Genomic DNA, 16,031 nt, shown 5'->3' on the forward strand with positions numbered 1-16,031 from the left:
GATGTGTATAAGAGACAGACCATCGGGAGGCGGTCGAGTCATCGGTTGGGGCGCTCGAGGAGATCTCGGCGTACGCTGAGGAGACGAACGACGGGGTACAGGAAATTTCGGCGGCGACCCAGCAACAGGCCGGCGCGACACAGGAGGTCGTCTCGATGACCGACGACGTGACGGCGATCAGCGAGGAGACCAGCGCCGAGGCGGAGACGGTCGCGGCGGCCGCGGAGGAACAGACTGCATCGCTCGCAAACGTGTCCCACACTGCGACGTCGCTGTCCGATCGGGCACGAGACCTGTCCGATGCGCTGTCGGCGTTCGAGGTCGATGCCGAACCGACCGCCGCCATCGCGATCGACGCGGGGGGTGTCGAGCGCGAGTGGCCTGCGGACGACGAGTACACGGTCGATTCGAGCGCGGTCGACAGCACGGGAGAGGAGTTGGAGGGGCGGGCGGGCGACTGGCCGGAACCGCAGTAGCTACCCAGCGGCCGGTCAGAAGTCGCCGTTGACGATGTCGCTGACCCGCTGCCGGTCGAACAGCTCTTTCTCGACGCCGTAGACCTGCTTGGCCGCGCGTTCCGTGACGACGAGGTTCGTGATCGGGCCCTGATAGAGGGGGCCACCGCGGTAGACATCGCCGTTCTGGACGGCCGTCAGCTCGCGTGCGGTGTCGTCGTCTTCTAGCTGTGAGACGATCGCATCCTGGAACTCCGTGGCGGTCTTGTCCTCCTGTCCGCGAAACAGGATGATTTCGGGATCGATCTCGAGGAGCGTTTCGTAGTCGACGTTCCCGCGCGTACTGTGGAAATTGCGCACGTCCGTGTTGGCGAACGCGTCCTCGACCTGGAGGTCGCGCCACTGCTTGAAGCTCGTCCCCGCTCCGATCAGATACGGAGAGAACGACCCCATGTCGCCCTTGCCGGCCCACATGACCGCGACCTCCGGTCGCTCGTCCTCGGGCGGAACGATCTCCTCGACGTTCGATTGGAACTCGTCGTGGACCTCGACGAAGGCCTCGTAGCGCTCGGTTTCTTGAAACACTTCGGCAAGCTTGCCGAACGCCTCGTACAGGGACAGGTACGAATAGTCTTCGTGCCACTGGTAGCCGGTCGAGAAGATGCTGTTCCCGAAGAACGGCGCGATGTCGTTTTCGATGTCTTCGATGTCGCTCTCACTGATGTCGTCGCTGAACCGGTTCGTCAAGAAGTTGGGGTCGATGACGTGGACGTCCCCGTCCATCTTGTAGAACTTCTCCGGGTCGACGCCGTCGTCGGAGAGCTGCGTCATCCCCTCCTTGTCGACGCTGACGTCGGGAATCTCGTCGTAGTACTGCGTGTGGTATCGGGACGGCAGCCAGACCCCTTCCGGCGGATCTTGGCCCAGCGCGATTCCCATGTCGGCCCAACTCCCGTTGTTGGCCACCCACGTCTCCGGAACGCCTGGGAATCCGACTTCGCCGACCGGTGGCATCGATACCGTGTATTCGATCTCGTCTTCCGACGACCCGATCGAATCGAGACAGCCAGCCATCGCACTGATGCCGGCGATCGCCCCTCCTGTTCGAAGCACGTTACGTCTCGTCCATGTCCGGTCATTACTCATCGCGGTTTAGGTCGACCTAAATCAGTAAAAGTGTTCCGAAGTACTTTCCCGTTGATCGCGGTGTTCACCGGTAACGATGTCGGCGACGCGTCCGCGATCGAAGCGTTCCTCGTCGCCGAACTCGTCCGGGTACAGCCCATGTGCCGCCCGCTCAAGTTGGAAGAGGTGGATGATCGGACCCTGGTAGGTCATCCCGCCGTAGATCACCCGGTCGTTCTGGACCGCCCGAAGTTCGCTCGCGGCCTCGTGTCGCGCATGAACGAGACGATCTCCCGTTCGAATTCAGACTCCGAGACCGCGCCCTGCTGTCTGATCGCGATGACGTCGGGGTCGATATCGAGAAGCGTTTCGTAGTTGATAGTGCCACCGGTCGCTTGCGTGTCAGCGACGCCGTTTGTGGCGAGTGCCCCCTCGACCCGCAGATCGTTCCAGTGTTTGGACTGTGTCCCCTCGTCGATGTGGTAGGGATAGAACGCCTCCGGCGCGGCCGATTTCGGAACGAGGACCGCGACTTCGGGTCGCTCGTCGGGCAGCCGCGAGTGGACGTCGGCGAGTACGTCCTCGTGGAGGCGCTCGAACGCTTCGAAGCGTTCCTGCGCTTGAAACACGTCCGCGATCTTTTCGAAGGCCTCGTAGAGGTATACCACGTGTAGTCGTGCCAGTCGTAACTGGCCGAGAAGATCGTGTTACCGACGAACGGCCCGATAGTCGTCGCGATATCGTCCACGTCGTCCTGACTCCATCCCAGTCGGTTGCTCATGAAGTTGGGATCGACGACGTGCACGTCCGCCTCGAGTTCATAGAACACTTCCGCGTCGGTCCCGTCGTCCCAGAGTTGGGTCAGGCCGTCCGCTTCGACCCCGACGCCCGGAAGCTCCGCGTAGTGGTGAGCGGCGTACCGGCTTTGCAGTCCGATTCCGACGAGTCCGTCGCTCTGACCGAGTGCAACGCCCATGTCGGCGTAGTCGCCCGTGTATGCGAGCCACCTCTCCAGGACGGCGTCGAACTCGACGGTGCCGACGGGCTCCATCGTCACCGAATAGTCGCCTTCGTCGTTGCCCGACACGGAATCGCCGAGGCAACCGGCTGTCGTGCCAAGTCCCGCGATCGCCGCGCTAGTCTTCACTACGGACCGTCTCGTCCGCTGTGCATCGCTCGTCATCGGTTTTAGGCTAACCTAAAAAGACAAAGTACTGCCGATCGGTCAGGCCTACCGGTCGGGAAGCGCCCGTTTCGGCAATACCTGTAACTCGGGCTCGTACTCGATGGTCGCTTCCACGCCGAAGACGTCCGCGAGGAGTTGTTCGGTGACGACCTCCTCGGGTGGCCCCCAGTCGTACAGTTTCCCGTCGTGCATCGCGACCAGATAGTCCGCGAAACGGGCCGCCTGTGTGATATCGTGAAGGATGACCGCCACGGTGACGCCCTTCTCCTCGTTCAACTGGCGGATCGTTTCGAGGACGCGGAACTGGTGGTGGACGTCGAGGAACGTCGTCGGTTCGTCGAGTAGGAGGGCGTCGGTGTCCTGTGCCAAAACCATCGCTATCCAGGCCAGTTGTTTCTGCCCGCCGCTCAGTTGACCGAGTTCGGTGTCACGAATCCCTTCGATTCCGGCTAGCTCGATCGCCCGTTCGACGGCCCGATGATCCGCCTCGTCGGGCCCGTCGAAGAACCCACGGTGTGGATAGCGGCCGTGATAGACGAGGTCTTCGACGGAGATCGAGCCCAGCGAATCGTTTTCCTGCGAGAGGACACCCAGTTCGCGGGCCAACTCCTTCTGATCGAACGAGTCGAGATCCTCGCCGTGGATCCGGACTGTTCCGGTGTCCGGCTTCAGGTGGTTTGAGAGCGCCTTGAGGAGCGTACTCTTTCCGCTGCCGTTCGGACCGACGAGTGCAGTTATCGCTTCCTCGGGGATATCGAGGCGAGCACACTCTACGATGGTTTCGTCGCTCGACGGATAGCTGAGTTCCAGCTTGTCGCCGACCAGTGCACTCTCGATCGCGACGCCGTCGTCGTCGGTAATTCGCGTTCGTTCTCGGTCTCTCTCCTGCTGTGTGCGTGCCATTATAGCTCACCCATCGATTGTTGTTTCCGCATCAGGTAGAGGAAGTACGGGCCGCCGATCAGGCCCGTCACAACGCCCACGGGCATCTGCGTACCCAGTGTGAGCCGGGCGCCGACATCGGCGGTAACCATCAGCGCGGGGCCGGCGAAGACACAGCCGACCATCAGCCGTCGGTAATCGCCGCCGACCGTGTTTCTGACGATGTGGGGAACGACGAGGCCGAAGAAACTGACGACGCCGGCGACGGCGATAGCGACGCTGGCGGCCAGAATAGCGACGCCGGAGAGGAAAAAGCGCACCCGTTCGACGCGCATGCCGAGTGATCGGGCGGTGTTCTCGCCGAGCATCAGGACGTTCAACTGGCGCGCACCGGCGAGCGCGATCCCGATCGAAATAAGTGCCGGCAGGACCGCGATTCTGACCTCCTCCCATCCGGTGCCCGTCAGCGAGCCCGTGATCCAGGCGATCGCCGTCTGGACGACGCCCAGATCATCCGCGAAGAAAAACAGTCCCTGCTGGAGCGACTGGAAGACCATATTCACGATCACGCCCGCGAGTACGAGCCGAACGGGGCTCGTACCGCCTTTCCACGCGATCGCGTAGACGACCCCGAACGCGAACGTTCCCCCCAGAGTCGCGATCAACGGAAGGAAGGGAGCGAGGCCGCTGAACACGACGAGCGTCGCCAAAACGGCGAACCCGGCACCGGAACTGACACCCAGAATGAACGGACTCGCCAGTTCGTTTCGCGTCACGGCCTGGAACACCGCACCCGAAACCGCAAGCGTCGCACCGGTAATGATCCCGACGAACACTCGCGGTAGCCGGAGGTCCCAGACGACGATACTGTCGGTACTCATGTCCGGCCGCGCGGTGCCGAACAGGAACGACGCCCAGGCGTTGAGATCGAAGATCACCTCGGGGTTGAACACCGCCTTCCAGGCCTCGAAAAGCGTCATTGAGTACTCCCCGAAGCTCACCTGGATCAGACCCGCGACGATCGTGACAACCGTACTCGCCAGGCAGAAGACGACGAGCGTTCCTGTTACCCAGCCGTCTCGCTGTCCGGTCGTTGCGTGCCCACTGACCGACTCCGCTCCTGCCATCTTTATTTAGGTATACCTAAAAGACGTATAGTAGTTGCGGTCCGGTAACGCCGTGGTAGTGGCCCGCGAGGACGATCCAGGGGACGGGGATGCCTGCCCGACCGGTTCCAACCCGCTGCCCGACTTACTCGAGCAGGTCGATCTCGTCGTCGCCGTTCGGAACGGCACAGATGAACGCGCCCGGGTCATCGCCGTCGTTGCGATACCAGTGGACCGCTCCCGCGGGGATGAGCAGCGAGTCGCCGGCTTCGACCTCGTATTCCTCGTCCTCGAGCCCCACGGTGTACTCGCCCGCGAGGACGTACTGTTCGTGTTCGACGTCGTTGGTGTGTTTCGGCACCTCGGCGTCCGGTTCGAGGACGAACCGCCGGATCGCGAAGTTCGGCGCGCCGTGGTCGTCGGCGATCAGGACACCCTTCTCAAGGCCGGCGGCGGCGGCGACCGTCTCGTACTCGATCTCGTCGCCACGCCGGAGCAGCGGCTCGGTCATACCGGACAGTGAACGCCGCCGCTGCTAAAAGTGATGCGCTACTGTTAGCGCCGTCGCTCGGGGATCTAAAATACTGCAGTCAAGTGCCGATACCGTTACGAATTCCGCCTTACAGGCGCTCGACGTTCGTCGCGCGCGGGCCCTTGGGGGCCTGCTCGATGTCGAACTCGAGTTCCTGTCCTTCTTCCAGGTCCGGGCCGCCGATGTCTTCCATGTGGAAGAACACGTCGTCGTCCGCGTCCTCAGTCTCGATGAATCCGTAGCCGCCAGTGTCGTTGAAGAAATCAACGGTTCCTTGCGCCATTGCTTCTAAAGAGAACAGCCCGGTACGCATAAACCCTGCGACTCGTGTACGCTCGCGTTGATCGTCCGAATGCGGCTCGCTCGAGGCCTCAGACGCTGTCGCCGTCCTCGAGTCGCTGGACCGAAATGGCGATGAAGTACACGAGCATGAACAGGAAGAAGCCGCCGGCGAGTCCAACCAGCTCCACCGTCCCCACGCCGTCGGGGTTGAGACGGGCGAAGGTCGCCAGCCCGACGACGAACACGGCGATGATGAAGCCGCCGACGGCGTAGTAGAAGCCGAGATCCGACTCGAGTCGTTCACGCATGCGTGCCCCTTTCGGCTCCCAGTATAAGTATTCGAAGCCTCGGGAGCCGAAGTACCTTATAGCGGCCGCGGCAACGAACGCGTATGGCGGAGTACGAGCTCGATGCGGTCGACCGGGAGATCCTCTATGCGTTACAGGAGGAGGCGCGAAATCTCTCCTCTGCCGAGATCGCCGATCGGACCGACGCCTCCTCGAGTACGGTCCGCAAGCGCATTCAGCGACTGGAGTCCGAGGGCGTCATCAAGGGTTACAGCGCGAACATCGACTACACGAAATCCGGCTACCCGATCCGGATGCTGCTGTTCTGTACGGCCCCGATCCCCGACCGAGGGGCGTACATCGATGACCTGCTCGAGATCTCGAGCGTCGTCTCGGTGCAGGAACTGATCACGGGCGAGCAAAACCTCCTCGTGACCGTGGTCGTCGAGAACGACAGGGACGTCACGCCGATCGCACAGCAGATCGCGGACATGGGACTGACGATCACCGACGAAGTACTCGTCCGCAGCCACCGATCGACCTCGTTCGACGAGTTCTCTTCCTAACGCGAGCCTTTGAGAAGCCGATCCCGACGAACGATTCGGGACCGGACTCGCGGTCCTCGCATCGCCACCCGGAGGCGATTTCGCGTGCGTGTCACCTGAAAGCCGCCGGCTCGGCGCTCGAGCGCTCGGTTCCGACCGATCGTGACGGTCCGCCTCGTCGAGTAGCGAACGATTTGTTCGAACCGAAGGCTATAATAACCACTCTGTTCACATATGGGGTAGAGACGACCGGTTGAGCAAGTGTTGCCGCGAATGATACGTCGCGACGGGATGATCCCGTGCTGGTCGACTTCGATACATGACCGAGGACACAGCAACGATCGACGACGACGTCGCACAGCGCCCCGAACCGACGCCGCCGCGTTCGGCCGTGCCACGAGCGTCGACCTGGACGGTCTGGACGCTCTTTCTGGCCAGTCTCGGCGTTCTCGCGCTGACGGTTCGAGGGGGAGCCGGCTGGGAGCTTTCGCCGCTCCTGCGGATCGACGGACTGACCGTGGTCATGTGGATCGTGGTGACCTTCTTCAGCGGCATCGTCCACAGCTACTCGCGGCGCTACATGGCCGGCGACGGCGATATCGATCGCTTCTTCGCTCGCGTCCTCGGGTTCACCGTCGCCGTCATGACGATGACCGCTGCGAACCACGTCGCGCTGTTCGTGGCCGCGTGGCTGGCGATGGGGCTGTTGATGGCTTCGCTAATCGGCCACGTTCGCGACTGGTCGCAGGCCCGGGCCGCCGGCCGCATCGCCCGCCGTTACTTCCTCGCCAGCAGCGCATTGCTTGCCGGCTCCGTCGCGGTGCTGGTCTGGGCGACCGGCGCGACGACGCTCACCGGCGTCCTCGAGGGCCTCGAGAGCGTCCCGCGGACGGTCGGACTCGTCGCGGCCGCGGGCGTCGTCCTCGCGGCGATCATCCAGTCGGCGCTCGTGCCGTTCCACGGCTGGCTGCTGTCGTCGATGACGGCCCCCACGCCGGCGTCCGCCCTCATGCACGCCGGGTTCGTCAACGCGGGCGGGATTCTGTTGACCCGGTTCGCCCCGCTCGTTGGCGATCGACTCGTCGTTATGTCGGCGATTGCCCTCGTCGGGGCGGGCAGCGCCCTGCTCGGACAGGCGATGATCCTGGTCCAGACGGACGTCAAGCGCAAGCTCGGGTGTTCGACGATCGCCCAGATGGGCTTTATGATACTGCAATGCGGGCTCGGATTTTTCGCCGCGGCCATCGCTCACCTCATCCTCCATGGCTTCTACAAGGCGTATCTCTTCCTCTCGTCGGGGGCGGGCGTCGAACGCGTGGCTCCCAAAGACGCGGGGGACGCCGAACTCGGCGTCCCCGGACTCGTCGTCAGCCTCGTGACGGCCGTCGGCGGCGGCGCGCTCTTCGGCGTCCTCACCGGGAAGGCGACGAGCCTGACGCTGAACAGCGGCACCGTCCTGACGCTGATCGTGGTCCTGACGACGCTGACCGCGGCCCGCGACATCCTCCGGCGGTCGACCCTGCCGACCTCGGTCAGGTTCGTCAGCGTCCCGCTGGTCGTCCTGACCGCCATCGGCGGCTACGCCGTGCTGTTCAACGCCGTCTCGTCGATGCTGTCCGGCGTCCCGATGACCCACGTCTCGACCGAGATGACCCCCGTCCACTACCTCGTCGTCGCCCTCTTCGCTGGGGCCTACCTCGTCGCGGAACTGGGCTGGTACCGCTCCAGCGAACGCCTCTACGTCGCCCTGCTGAACGTCTCGCAACCGGCTCCGACGACCGTGCTCACCGCCAAGGAGGAGTACAATGACGCGTAAGGAATTACACGACGACCGTCGCATCGAGGAGCACATCGACCGCGCGGCCGAGCGCATCGGTTCGGTCTGGCCGCTGCACTCGTTCGTCACGGCCAACCCCCTTTCGGGGTTCGAGGACGAACCGTTCCACCGCGCCGTCGCGGAAGCCGAGGAGCTGTTCGGCGGCCGGGGCTACCCCCACCCGTCAGTCTTCCGCCGCGCCTGGGAGTCGGGCCGGATCGACGCCGACACGCTCCGGGCGGAACTCGCGGCCCACGGGATCGACCGCGAGCCCGAGACGCTGCTCGAGGAACTGGCCGAGGCCGACGCGGCCCGCGACGCCGCCGACACCGATGACGCGACCGAGACCGTCGATCGGCTCCTCTCGAAGTGGCTCGCGGCCTTCCTCGACGAGGGGCAGGCAAAGTGGCCGATGCCCAACCGCGAGGCGGGGTTCTATCAGGCCTGGCGCGCGGTAGCCCCCCACGACGGCGACCTGCCCGGCCCCGCCGACGCCGATGACCTGCCCGAGACGGCCACCGAGGCGCTCGAGTCGGTCCTCGGCGAGTTCCCTGAGGGGCGCTGGGGCGAGGTCCTCGAGGCCCACCTCGCGGCGCTGCCGGGCTGGAGCGGGTTCATCAAACAGCGGACCGACGACGGTACCGATCCGTGGCAGGAGCAGTACCCGATCACGCTGGCTCAGTACCTCGCGGTGCGGCTGACGATCGCGGACCTGCTCGACGCGCCGATCGAACTCGACGCCGGTGACGGGACCGACGGTGACGACGCCGACGAGGTCCCGCTGGCCGAAATCTGGCTCACTGCCTGGGAAAAGAGCTACCGCGAGCGGCTCCTCGACGGGATCGACGACGCCGTAACCGAACCCGAAGCCGCCGGGGACGGCGGTCGTCCGGCCGCCCAGCTCGTGTTCTGTATCGACACTCGCTCGGAAGTGATCCGCCGCCACATCGAGGTGCAGGGCCCCTACGAAACCCACGGCTACGCGGGCTTTTTCGGCGTGCCGATGCGCCACCGCGGCTACGAGGCCGCGGCCGACACCGACGCTTGCCCGCCGATCGTCGAGCCCGAACACCGGATCGTCGATCGGGCCGCCGATGCCGAGCCGGCCGCCGCCCGCGACCGCTGGACCGGGCTCGCCACGGCCGCCCGCAACCACTTCACGACGCTCAAGTCCAACCTCGTCGCGGCCTTTACGTTCGTCGAGGGGGCCGGCAGCGCCTACGGGTCGGCGATGGCCGCGCGAACGCTGTCGCCGTCGACGATCGCCACGCTCGAGTCCGCCATCGCGGAGCGCGTTCCGAGCCGCCACGACGTCGCCGCTCCCGCCGTCGACTACGACGCGTACGGCGATCACGACCACGCCGACCACGACCTTCCACAGGGGCTGAGCCACGAGGCGAAAGTCGAGTACGCCCAGAACGCCTTCGAACTCATGGGCTGGACCGAGTTCGCCCGTCTGGTCGTCTTCGCGGGTCACGCCAGCGAGACGACGAACAACCCGTTCGGCTCGAGCCTCGATTGCGGGGCCTGTGCCGGCAACCCCGGCGGGCCCAACGCCCGCGTCCTCGCGGCGATCTGCAACGACGACGATGTCAGGGCGACGCTACGCGAGCGCGGGATCGACATCCCAGAGGACACCGTCTTCCTCGCGGGCGAACACAACACGACGACCGACGAGATCACCCTCTTCGACGGGTCGGTACCCGAGAGCCACCGCGAGGACCTCGCATCCCTTCGCGGGGACCTCGAGCGTGCCCGCGCGGGCGCAGCCGCCGAGCGCACCGCGTCGGCCGACGACGGAGCGGCCGTCGACGAGGTCGAGCGCAAGGCGGCCGACTGGGCCGAGACCCGCCCCGAGTGGGGGCTGGCCGGCAACGCCTCGTTCGTCATCGGGCCGCGCGAACTCACCGCCGACCGGGACCTCGACGGGCGCGCGTTCCTCCACTCCTACGATTGGACGATCGACCCGGACGGGGACGCGCTCGAGGCGATCCTGACGGGCCCGCTCGTGGTCACGCAGTGGATCAACAACCAGTACTACTTCGCGACGGTCGACACCGGCGTCTACGGGAGCGGGTCAAAAGTCACCCAGAACCCGGTCGGCAACGTCGGCGTCGTGCAGGGCAACGGCGGGGACCTGCTGACCGGCCTGCCGCTGCAGTCGCTCAAGTGCGACGACGAGCGCCCGTTCCACCAGCCGCTGCGCCTGACCGCGGTGATCCACGCGCCGGTCGAGCGCGTGACCGAGATCCTCCGCGATCACGAGGACGTCCGGGAACTGCTCGACAACGGATGGATCGGCGATTTGACCGTCGTCGATCCCGAGCGAGACACCGAGGCGTTTCACTATGCGGGCGACCTCGAGTGGACCCGCGAGAGCGCACGGACGACGGATCCGGAGCGGACGACGCCGGTCGCGGTGTCGACCGCCGACGACTGAGTCCGGCCGTCGCGATCAGTCGTCCGCCCCGTCGCCGTACAGCAGGCTCTCGACCGCCGACTCGTAGCCGTCCGGCACCAGTTCGGCGAGCGCGTCGGGCGCGGTCTCGCCGTCGACGGTGACGAGGTAGGTTCGACCGGGCCGGTCGCCGTAGACTCCCTGAAAGTCGTAGACGAATCCGTAGATGTCGACGCGGTCCGGAACGGCGTCGGCGTCGCCGAGCGATCGGACCTGATAGCCGACGTTGTACTCGACGAGCTGATTGATGACGGTGTCGTCGGCTGCCTCGCGATCGATCCGGTCGCTCTCGAGGGCCGCCTCGACGACGGGGACGAGCATATCGACCCACTTGTCGACGCCCCGCGGCCCGGGCGGGTCCGCACCGGTTGCGACCCGGTAGGCGGCGGTAACGGCACCGCAGCCGGTGTGTCCGACGACGGCGACGGCGTCGGTGCCGGTGTGGTGGATCGGATAGAGGACGCCGCCGTCGATGATCCGAGTCCCACCATCGTCGTCCCAGACCTGATTGCCGATGTTGCTGGGCGTAAAGACCGCGCCCGGCCGGTCGACCCCCCACATCCCCTCGTGTGCGACCCGCGAGTCCGAACAACAGACCGCGACGACGGTCGGGTGCTGGCCGGTCTGGACATCGGCAAAGTAGCCGTCCGGCAGCGACTCGACGTGACGGCGGTTCCCGGCGAGCAGCCGCTCGAGGATTTCGCGGTCGATTCCCATACGGGACCTACACGAACGGTGAGCAAAAAGGTTCGAGCCCGCCGCGGCCGCCGGCCTGACGACGGTCGATCACGCCGCCGACGCGAAGTTCCGCGAGCCAAATATACTCCTATGAGCGTGACAATGAAATCGTATGGCAGAAACCAGACAGTGGCGACTCGCTAGCCGTCCAGTCGGTGAACCGACCGAAGAGAACTTCGAGCTCGTCACCGTCGAGCGCCCCGAGCCGGACAACGGGGAGGTCCTTGTCAAGACACTGTATCAGTCAGTCGATCCGTACATGCGTGGGCGCATGCGAGATGCGGAATCGTACGCCGAGCCCTGGGACGTCGGCGACCCGATGAAAGCCAGCATCGTCGGCGAAGTCCTCGAGTCCAACGCCGGCCAGTTTTCCGCGGGGGATATCGTCACCGGCGAGCTCCTCTGGGCGGAACACGCCGTCGCGGACGCGAACGAACTCCAGCGGGTCAACCCCGATCACGGACCGGTCTCGACGGCGCTGGGCGTCCTCGGGATGCCCGGCGTGACGGCCTACTGGGGCCTGAACGACATCGGCGACCCGAAACCCGGTGACACCGTCTTCGTCTCCGCGGCCGCGGGCGCGGTCGGCTCCGTCGTCGGCCAGCTCGCCCGCCTGTCGGGTGCGCGAGTGGTCGGCACCGCCGGGAGTGAGGCGAAGATCGACTGGCTCACCGACGATCTCGGTTTCGACGCCGCGATCAACTACAAGAACACCGACGACCTCGCCGCTGCGGTCGACGAGGCCTGTCCGGACGGCGTCGACGTCTACTTCGACAACGTCGGCGGCCCCATCACTGACGCCGTCTGGCCCCGGCTGAACGTCGACGCCCGCGTCGCCGTCTGCGGCCAGATCGCACTCTACAACGAGACCGACGTGCCGACCGGGCCGCGAAAGCTCGCCAAACTCATCGAGTCCCGCGCGACGGTCGAGGGCCTGCTCGTCAGCGACTACCAGCCCCGGTGGGGCGAGGCGCTCGAGCGACTCTCGACGTTTGTTGGGAACGGCGACGTACAGTACCGCGAGAACGTCGTCGACGGGTTCGAGAACGCCCCCGACGCGTTCCTCGGACTGTTCGAGGGCGACAACATCGGGAAACAGCTGGTCAAAGTCGCCGACTACGACGAATAGCGTGACGTGACTCGCGGCCGCCGAGAGCCGCGGGTGGCTCCCGCCGTGGCCGAACGGCGGCGTCTCGGACCGCTGGTATCGCTATCGTAACGGCAATCAGTTTTGCGGAGTGTGCGGTTCGTATGGTCGTTTCCGAGCCGGAGTCGATCTCGCTCCCCGACGGTCGGACGCTGGCGTTTGCGACGTACGGCGATCCGGACGGCAAGCCGCTGCTCTTCCATCATGGAACGCCCGGCTCGTCACACCTCGGGGCGTTGCTTTCGGACCCCGCCCGCACCCGCGGCGTTCGCGTGATCGCGCCGAGTCGGCCGGGATACGGGCAGTCCGATCCGAACCCGGACGGGACGTTCGAAACGTGGGCCGCGGACTGTCGAGCGCTCATCGACGCCTTGGGCCTCGAGTCGGTCGCGGTCGCCGGGTTCTCCGGCGGCGGACCCTACGCGTTGGCCGTGGCCGCGCGCCACGCCGATCGAGTCTCGGACGTCGGCGTCGTCGGCGCTCCGGTTCCGGCGCACGACGGCGGGCCGTTCGGCCCCCTCGTTCGGTGGCCTCGTCTGCTGGGCCTCGCGTTCCGGGTCGGCCTACTCGTCGCCCGATTCCGGGGCGATCGGGCCGTTGTCGAGCAATTGACCGCTCGGTCCATCGACGACGAGACCGCCCGCATCGTCGGTCGCGATTTCCGCGTCGGACTGTCTGCCGGTCCGTCGGGCGCAGTTCGCGAGAGTCGCACGCTTGCGACGGCGTGGTCGCCGTCGCTGCCCGACGGCGGCGTGACGGTGTGGCACGGGGTCGACGACGAAAACGCGCCGATCGATCCGGTTCGAACCGCCTACGAGGACCAATCGGCCGTCACCCTCAACGAGGTCGACGACGATCACCTGGGAACGCTGTGTTCAGTCCGCGACGACGTCGTCGGTCTGGTCGACTGATCGACCCGTGCGAACGCGTTCCGTTCCTCGGACTGTTCGGGGACGATACCATCGGGAAGTAACTGGTTCGGGTCTCCGAGTACGAGGAAAGCCACGCCCGCTGTCGGCGGGGGTCGTTCGGGGACTCAGACGATAGCAGGGGTCACGGGATACGACCACGCCTCGCCGTCGGCGGCCTTGACCGCAGCGATGGCACAGAACGCCAGATCGACGAACGGCAAGAGCAGTGCCGGTACGATGCCGACGACGGCAAAGACGAGGATGAACGAGACGAGCATGTAGACCGTGAACACGATCTGCCAGTTCAGCGCGTTCCGTGCGTTCTCCTCGACGAACGGGTCGTCAGTCGCGATGAGGACGATCAACGGTCCGATTGCCCACGTGAATATCGCGAGGACGTGCGTGATCGCCGCCATCGTCGTGTCCCTGCCGGTCCGGCGGGTTGACCCGTACTCCGTCCGCGAGTCGCCCCGCGAGCCGTCCGAGCCCCAGCTATTCTCCGTCCTCGAGACGCCCCACGAGTCGTCGTCGACCGCGTCACCGCACTCGCTGCAGTAGTTCGCGGTCGGCGAGAGCGAGGCACCACAGTTCGGGCAGCTGTCGGGAACCATGTTCCGACATCGAGTCGGCGGACAAATAACTGTATCCCGATGGGTCCGCCCGAGCGCGGTCAGTCGGTCAGTCCGTAGCCGATCTTGAACAGGTAGACATCGACCGCCATGACGAGGAGCGTCCCTGTCGTGAGCACGCCCAGCGAGACCAGCGGCGCGAAGTCGGCGTAGGGTCCGGGGAGGATGCCGACCCCGATCAAATCCGAGTGGCCCAGCAGTCCGAACCGAACGCTGTCGACCATGTAGACCATCGGGTTCAGCAAGGAGAGACTGATCTGCCAGGGCTGCTCGAACGTCTCGAGGGAGTAGAAGACCGCGCCGAAGAAGACCAGGGGACGGAGGATGAACTGGTTCATCACGGTCAGGTCGTCGAAGTCCCGTGCGACGAGCCCGCCGATGATACCGAGGCCGGCGAACAGCGCCGTGATGACGATCATCGTGGCGACGAGAAACAGACCGTGTTCGATCCCGATCGGGACGAATGCCCGGCCGACGGCGGCGATGATGACGCCGACGACGAGGCCCCGGACCGCGCTGGCACCGACGTACGCGACGACCATCTCGACGTACGACAGCGGCGAGGTCAACGTCTCGTGAATGTACTCGTTCCACCTGCCGTGGAAGATCGAGAACGAGGCGTTCTCGAACGCGTTCGAGATCGCGCCCAGGACGACGAGCCCCGGCACGATAAACAGGATGTAGGGATAGCCGGCGATTTCGTCTATCCGGCCGCCGAGAATGACGCCGAAGACGGCGAAGTAGAGCACGTTCGTAATCGCCGGCGGCATGAACGTGTTCTTCGGCCGGCGGACGAACCGCAGTATCTCGCGGCGAAAGAGCGCGCGGAAGCCGACCGACAACATCAGGCGACCCCCTCCTGCTCCCGTTCGCCCTCCCGTTTGCCGTCCGCCGGTGGGGCGTCGTCGCCGGCACTCTCCGCCGAGGACCGCGTCACCGTCCGATCCTCGCTCCGAGTAAGATCCACGAAGATCTCCTCGAGCGACGTGCGCGTGATCTCGAGGTCGTCGATCTCGTGGCCCATCGCCTCGAGATCGTTGAGGAGTCGCGGCGCGGTCGCACCACCGTCGTCGACCCGTACCTCGAGGCGGTCGCCGGAGACCGTCGTTTCGTGTGCGTAGGGACCGAGGTCCGGTGGGGCGGCCGGCGCGGACGCGAGGTGCACGGCGATGGTGTCGGTGCCGCGCTGTTTCAGTTCGTCCGGCGTCGCGACAGTCACTTTCCGACCCTCGTTCATGATCGCGACGCGGTCACAGAGGCGTTCGGCCTCCTCGATGTAGTGGGTCGTCAGCAGGATCGTCGTCCCTTCCTCGTTGAGTTCGGTGACGAGTTCCCAGAGGTCGTGGCGCAACTGGACGTCGACGCCGGCGGTCGGCTCGTCCAAAATGAGCAGGTCGGGTTCGGTAACGAGGGCTCGAGCGAGCAGCAGGCGGCGCTTCATCCCGCCGGAGAGCCAGTCGAAGCGCTCGTCGCGTTTGTCGTAGATGCCGACCCGCTTGAGGACGTCATCGGCCCGTTCGGCGGCCTCGGACGCGGGGATTCCGTGATAGCCGGCCTTGTGGGTGAGCACTTCCTTGATCGGGAAAAAGCGATCCACGTTGAACTCCTGGGGTGCGAGCCCGATCGCGTCGCGGGCCTGCTGGTAGTCGTCCTCGACGTCGTGGCCGAAGACCCGCGCCTCGCCGCCGGACTTGCGGACCAGCCCGACCAGCGTGTTGATAAAGGTCGTCTTTCCCGCGCCGTTGGGTCCGAGCAGGCCGAAGAACTCGCCTTTCTCGACGGTCAGTGAGAGCTCCTGCAGGGCGCGCAGATCGCCGTACTCCTTCACGAGATCGACGGTCTCGATGGCCGGTGGCATCGATGCAGTATCGGCCCCGACTACGGTTAAACCGTTTGTTCGCAGAACTTACCGCCTCGAGATACGCTCGCGAG

The 16,031-nt window shown here is 65.5% G+C and carries 15 protein-coding genes and 2 pseudogenes; 6 read left to right on the forward strand and 11 right to left on the reverse strand.

What is annotated here, in order from left to right; genetic code table 11:
- Window positions 1-17: 17 nt before the first annotated feature.
- Window positions 18-476 (forward strand): annotated as a pseudogene (locus tag C486_RS12135) (methyl-accepting chemotaxis protein); the annotation flags it as partial.
- A 15-nt stretch (window positions 477-491) separates the two neighbouring features.
- Here C486_RS12135 and C486_RS12140 read toward each other — a convergent pair.
- The 7 genes and pseudogenes from C486_RS12140 to C486_RS12170 all read right to left on the reverse strand — a co-directional run bounded on the left by C486_RS12140 (window position 492) and on the right by C486_RS12170 (window position 5,876).
- The gene (locus C486_RS12140) at window positions 492-1,601 is read right to left on the reverse strand and encodes an ABC transporter substrate-binding protein (protein WP_206536972.1); all 1,110 of its coding nucleotides are present in this window, start codon (window positions 1,599-1,601) and stop codon (window positions 492-494) included.
- A gap of 21 nt (window positions 1,602-1,622) precedes the next feature.
- A pseudogene (locus tag C486_RS12145) lies at window positions 1,623-2,763 on the reverse strand (ABC transporter substrate-binding protein).
- A 48-nt stretch (window positions 2,764-2,811) separates the two neighbouring features.
- Complete coding sequence (locus tag C486_RS12150; protein WP_008456551.1) at window positions 2,812-3,669, reverse strand: ABC transporter ATP-binding protein; 858 nt, start codon at window positions 3,667-3,669, stop codon at window positions 2,812-2,814.
- Complete coding sequence (locus C486_RS12155) at window positions 3,669-4,775, reverse strand: FecCD family ABC transporter permease (protein ID WP_008456553.1); 1,107 nt, start codon at window positions 4,773-4,775, stop codon at window positions 3,669-3,671. The genes C486_RS12150 and C486_RS12155 overlap by 1 nt, the downstream gene beginning before the upstream one ends.
- Window positions 4,776-4,899: 124 nt before the next feature.
- Window positions 4,900-5,265 carry a cupin domain-containing protein gene (locus C486_RS12160; protein ID WP_008456555.1) on the reverse strand — a complete coding sequence of 122 codons (366 nt, stop codon included), beginning with the start codon at window positions 5,263-5,265 and terminating at the stop codon, window positions 4,900-4,902.
- Window positions 5,266-5,374: 109 nt separating this feature from the next.
- Complete coding sequence (locus tag C486_RS12165; protein WP_006184028.1) at window positions 5,375-5,569, reverse strand: cold-shock protein; 195 nt, start codon at window positions 5,567-5,569, stop codon at window positions 5,375-5,377.
- Between the two features lie 88 nt (window positions 5,570-5,657).
- Complete coding sequence (locus tag C486_RS12170) at window positions 5,658-5,876, reverse strand: hypothetical protein (RefSeq protein WP_008456559.1); 219 nt, start codon at window positions 5,874-5,876, stop codon at window positions 5,658-5,660.
- An 83-nt stretch (window positions 5,877-5,959) separates the two neighbouring features.
- Here C486_RS12170 and C486_RS12175 point away from each other — a divergent pair, with 83 nt between their 5' ends.
- The 3 genes from C486_RS12175 to C486_RS12185 all read left to right on the forward strand — a co-directional run bounded on the left by C486_RS12175 (window position 5,960) and on the right by C486_RS12185 (window position 10,656).
- Window positions 5,960-6,421: an Lrp/AsnC family transcriptional regulator gene (locus C486_RS12175; RefSeq protein WP_008456561.1), complete on the forward strand. Its 462-nt coding sequence runs from the start codon at window positions 5,960-5,962 to the stop codon at window positions 6,419-6,421.
- 298 nt (window positions 6,422-6,719) lie between these two features.
- Window positions 6,720-8,216 carry a proton-conducting transporter transmembrane domain-containing protein gene (locus tag C486_RS12180; protein WP_008456563.1) on the forward strand — a complete coding sequence of 499 codons (1,497 nt, stop codon included), beginning with the start codon at window positions 6,720-6,722 and terminating at the stop codon, window positions 8,214-8,216.
- The gene (locus C486_RS12185) at window positions 8,206-10,656 is read left to right on the forward strand and encodes a DUF2309 domain-containing protein (protein WP_008456564.1); all 2,451 of its coding nucleotides are present in this window, start codon (window positions 8,206-8,208) and stop codon (window positions 10,654-10,656) included. The genes C486_RS12180 and C486_RS12185 overlap by 11 nt, the downstream gene beginning before the upstream one ends.
- 15 nt (window positions 10,657-10,671) lie before the next feature.
- Here the strand turns inward: C486_RS12185 and C486_RS12190 are convergent, their stop codons facing one another.
- Entirely contained in the window at window positions 10,672-11,391 is a 720-nt protein-coding gene (locus tag C486_RS12190) for a carbonic anhydrase (RefSeq protein WP_008456565.1), read from the reverse strand.
- A 133-nt stretch (window positions 11,392-11,524) separates the two neighbouring features.
- Between C486_RS12190 and C486_RS12195 the strand changes: the two genes are divergently transcribed.
- The gene (locus C486_RS12195) at window positions 11,525-12,541 is read left to right on the forward strand and encodes an NADP-dependent oxidoreductase (RefSeq protein ID WP_008456566.1); all 1,017 of its coding nucleotides are present in this window, start codon (window positions 11,525-11,527) and stop codon (window positions 12,539-12,541) included.
- Between the two features lie 122 nt (window positions 12,542-12,663).
- A complete protein-coding gene (locus tag C486_RS12200) occupies window positions 12,664-13,470 on the forward strand; it encodes an alpha/beta fold hydrolase (RefSeq protein WP_008456567.1) in 807 nt (268 codons plus the stop codon).
- 125 nt (window positions 13,471-13,595) lie between these two features.
- On the opposite strand, the gene C486_RS12205 is transcribed toward C486_RS12200, so the two are convergent.
- The 3 genes from C486_RS12205 to C486_RS12215 are packed head-to-tail and all read right to left on the reverse strand — an operon-like array spanning window position 13,596 to window position 15,957.
- Entirely contained in the window at window positions 13,596-14,081 is a 486-nt protein-coding gene (locus C486_RS12205) for a zinc ribbon domain-containing protein (protein WP_008456568.1), read from the reverse strand.
- Between the two features lie 59 nt (window positions 14,082-14,140).
- Window positions 14,141-14,944: an ABC transporter permease gene (locus C486_RS12210; protein ID WP_008456569.1), complete on the reverse strand. Its 804-nt coding sequence runs from the start codon at window positions 14,942-14,944 to the stop codon at window positions 14,141-14,143.
- Window positions 14,944-15,957, reverse strand: a complete 1,014-nt coding sequence (locus C486_RS12215; protein ID WP_008456570.1) for an ABC transporter ATP-binding protein — start codon at window positions 15,955-15,957, stop codon at window positions 14,944-14,946. Before C486_RS12215 ends, C486_RS12210 begins: the two co-directional genes overlap by 1 nt.
- Window positions 15,958-16,031: the final 74 nt, after the last annotated feature.

This window comes from Natrinema gari JCM 14663 (assembly GCF_000337175.1).
Classification (GTDB): domain Archaea; phylum Halobacteriota; class Halobacteria; order Halobacteriales; family Natrialbaceae; genus Natrinema; species Natrinema gari.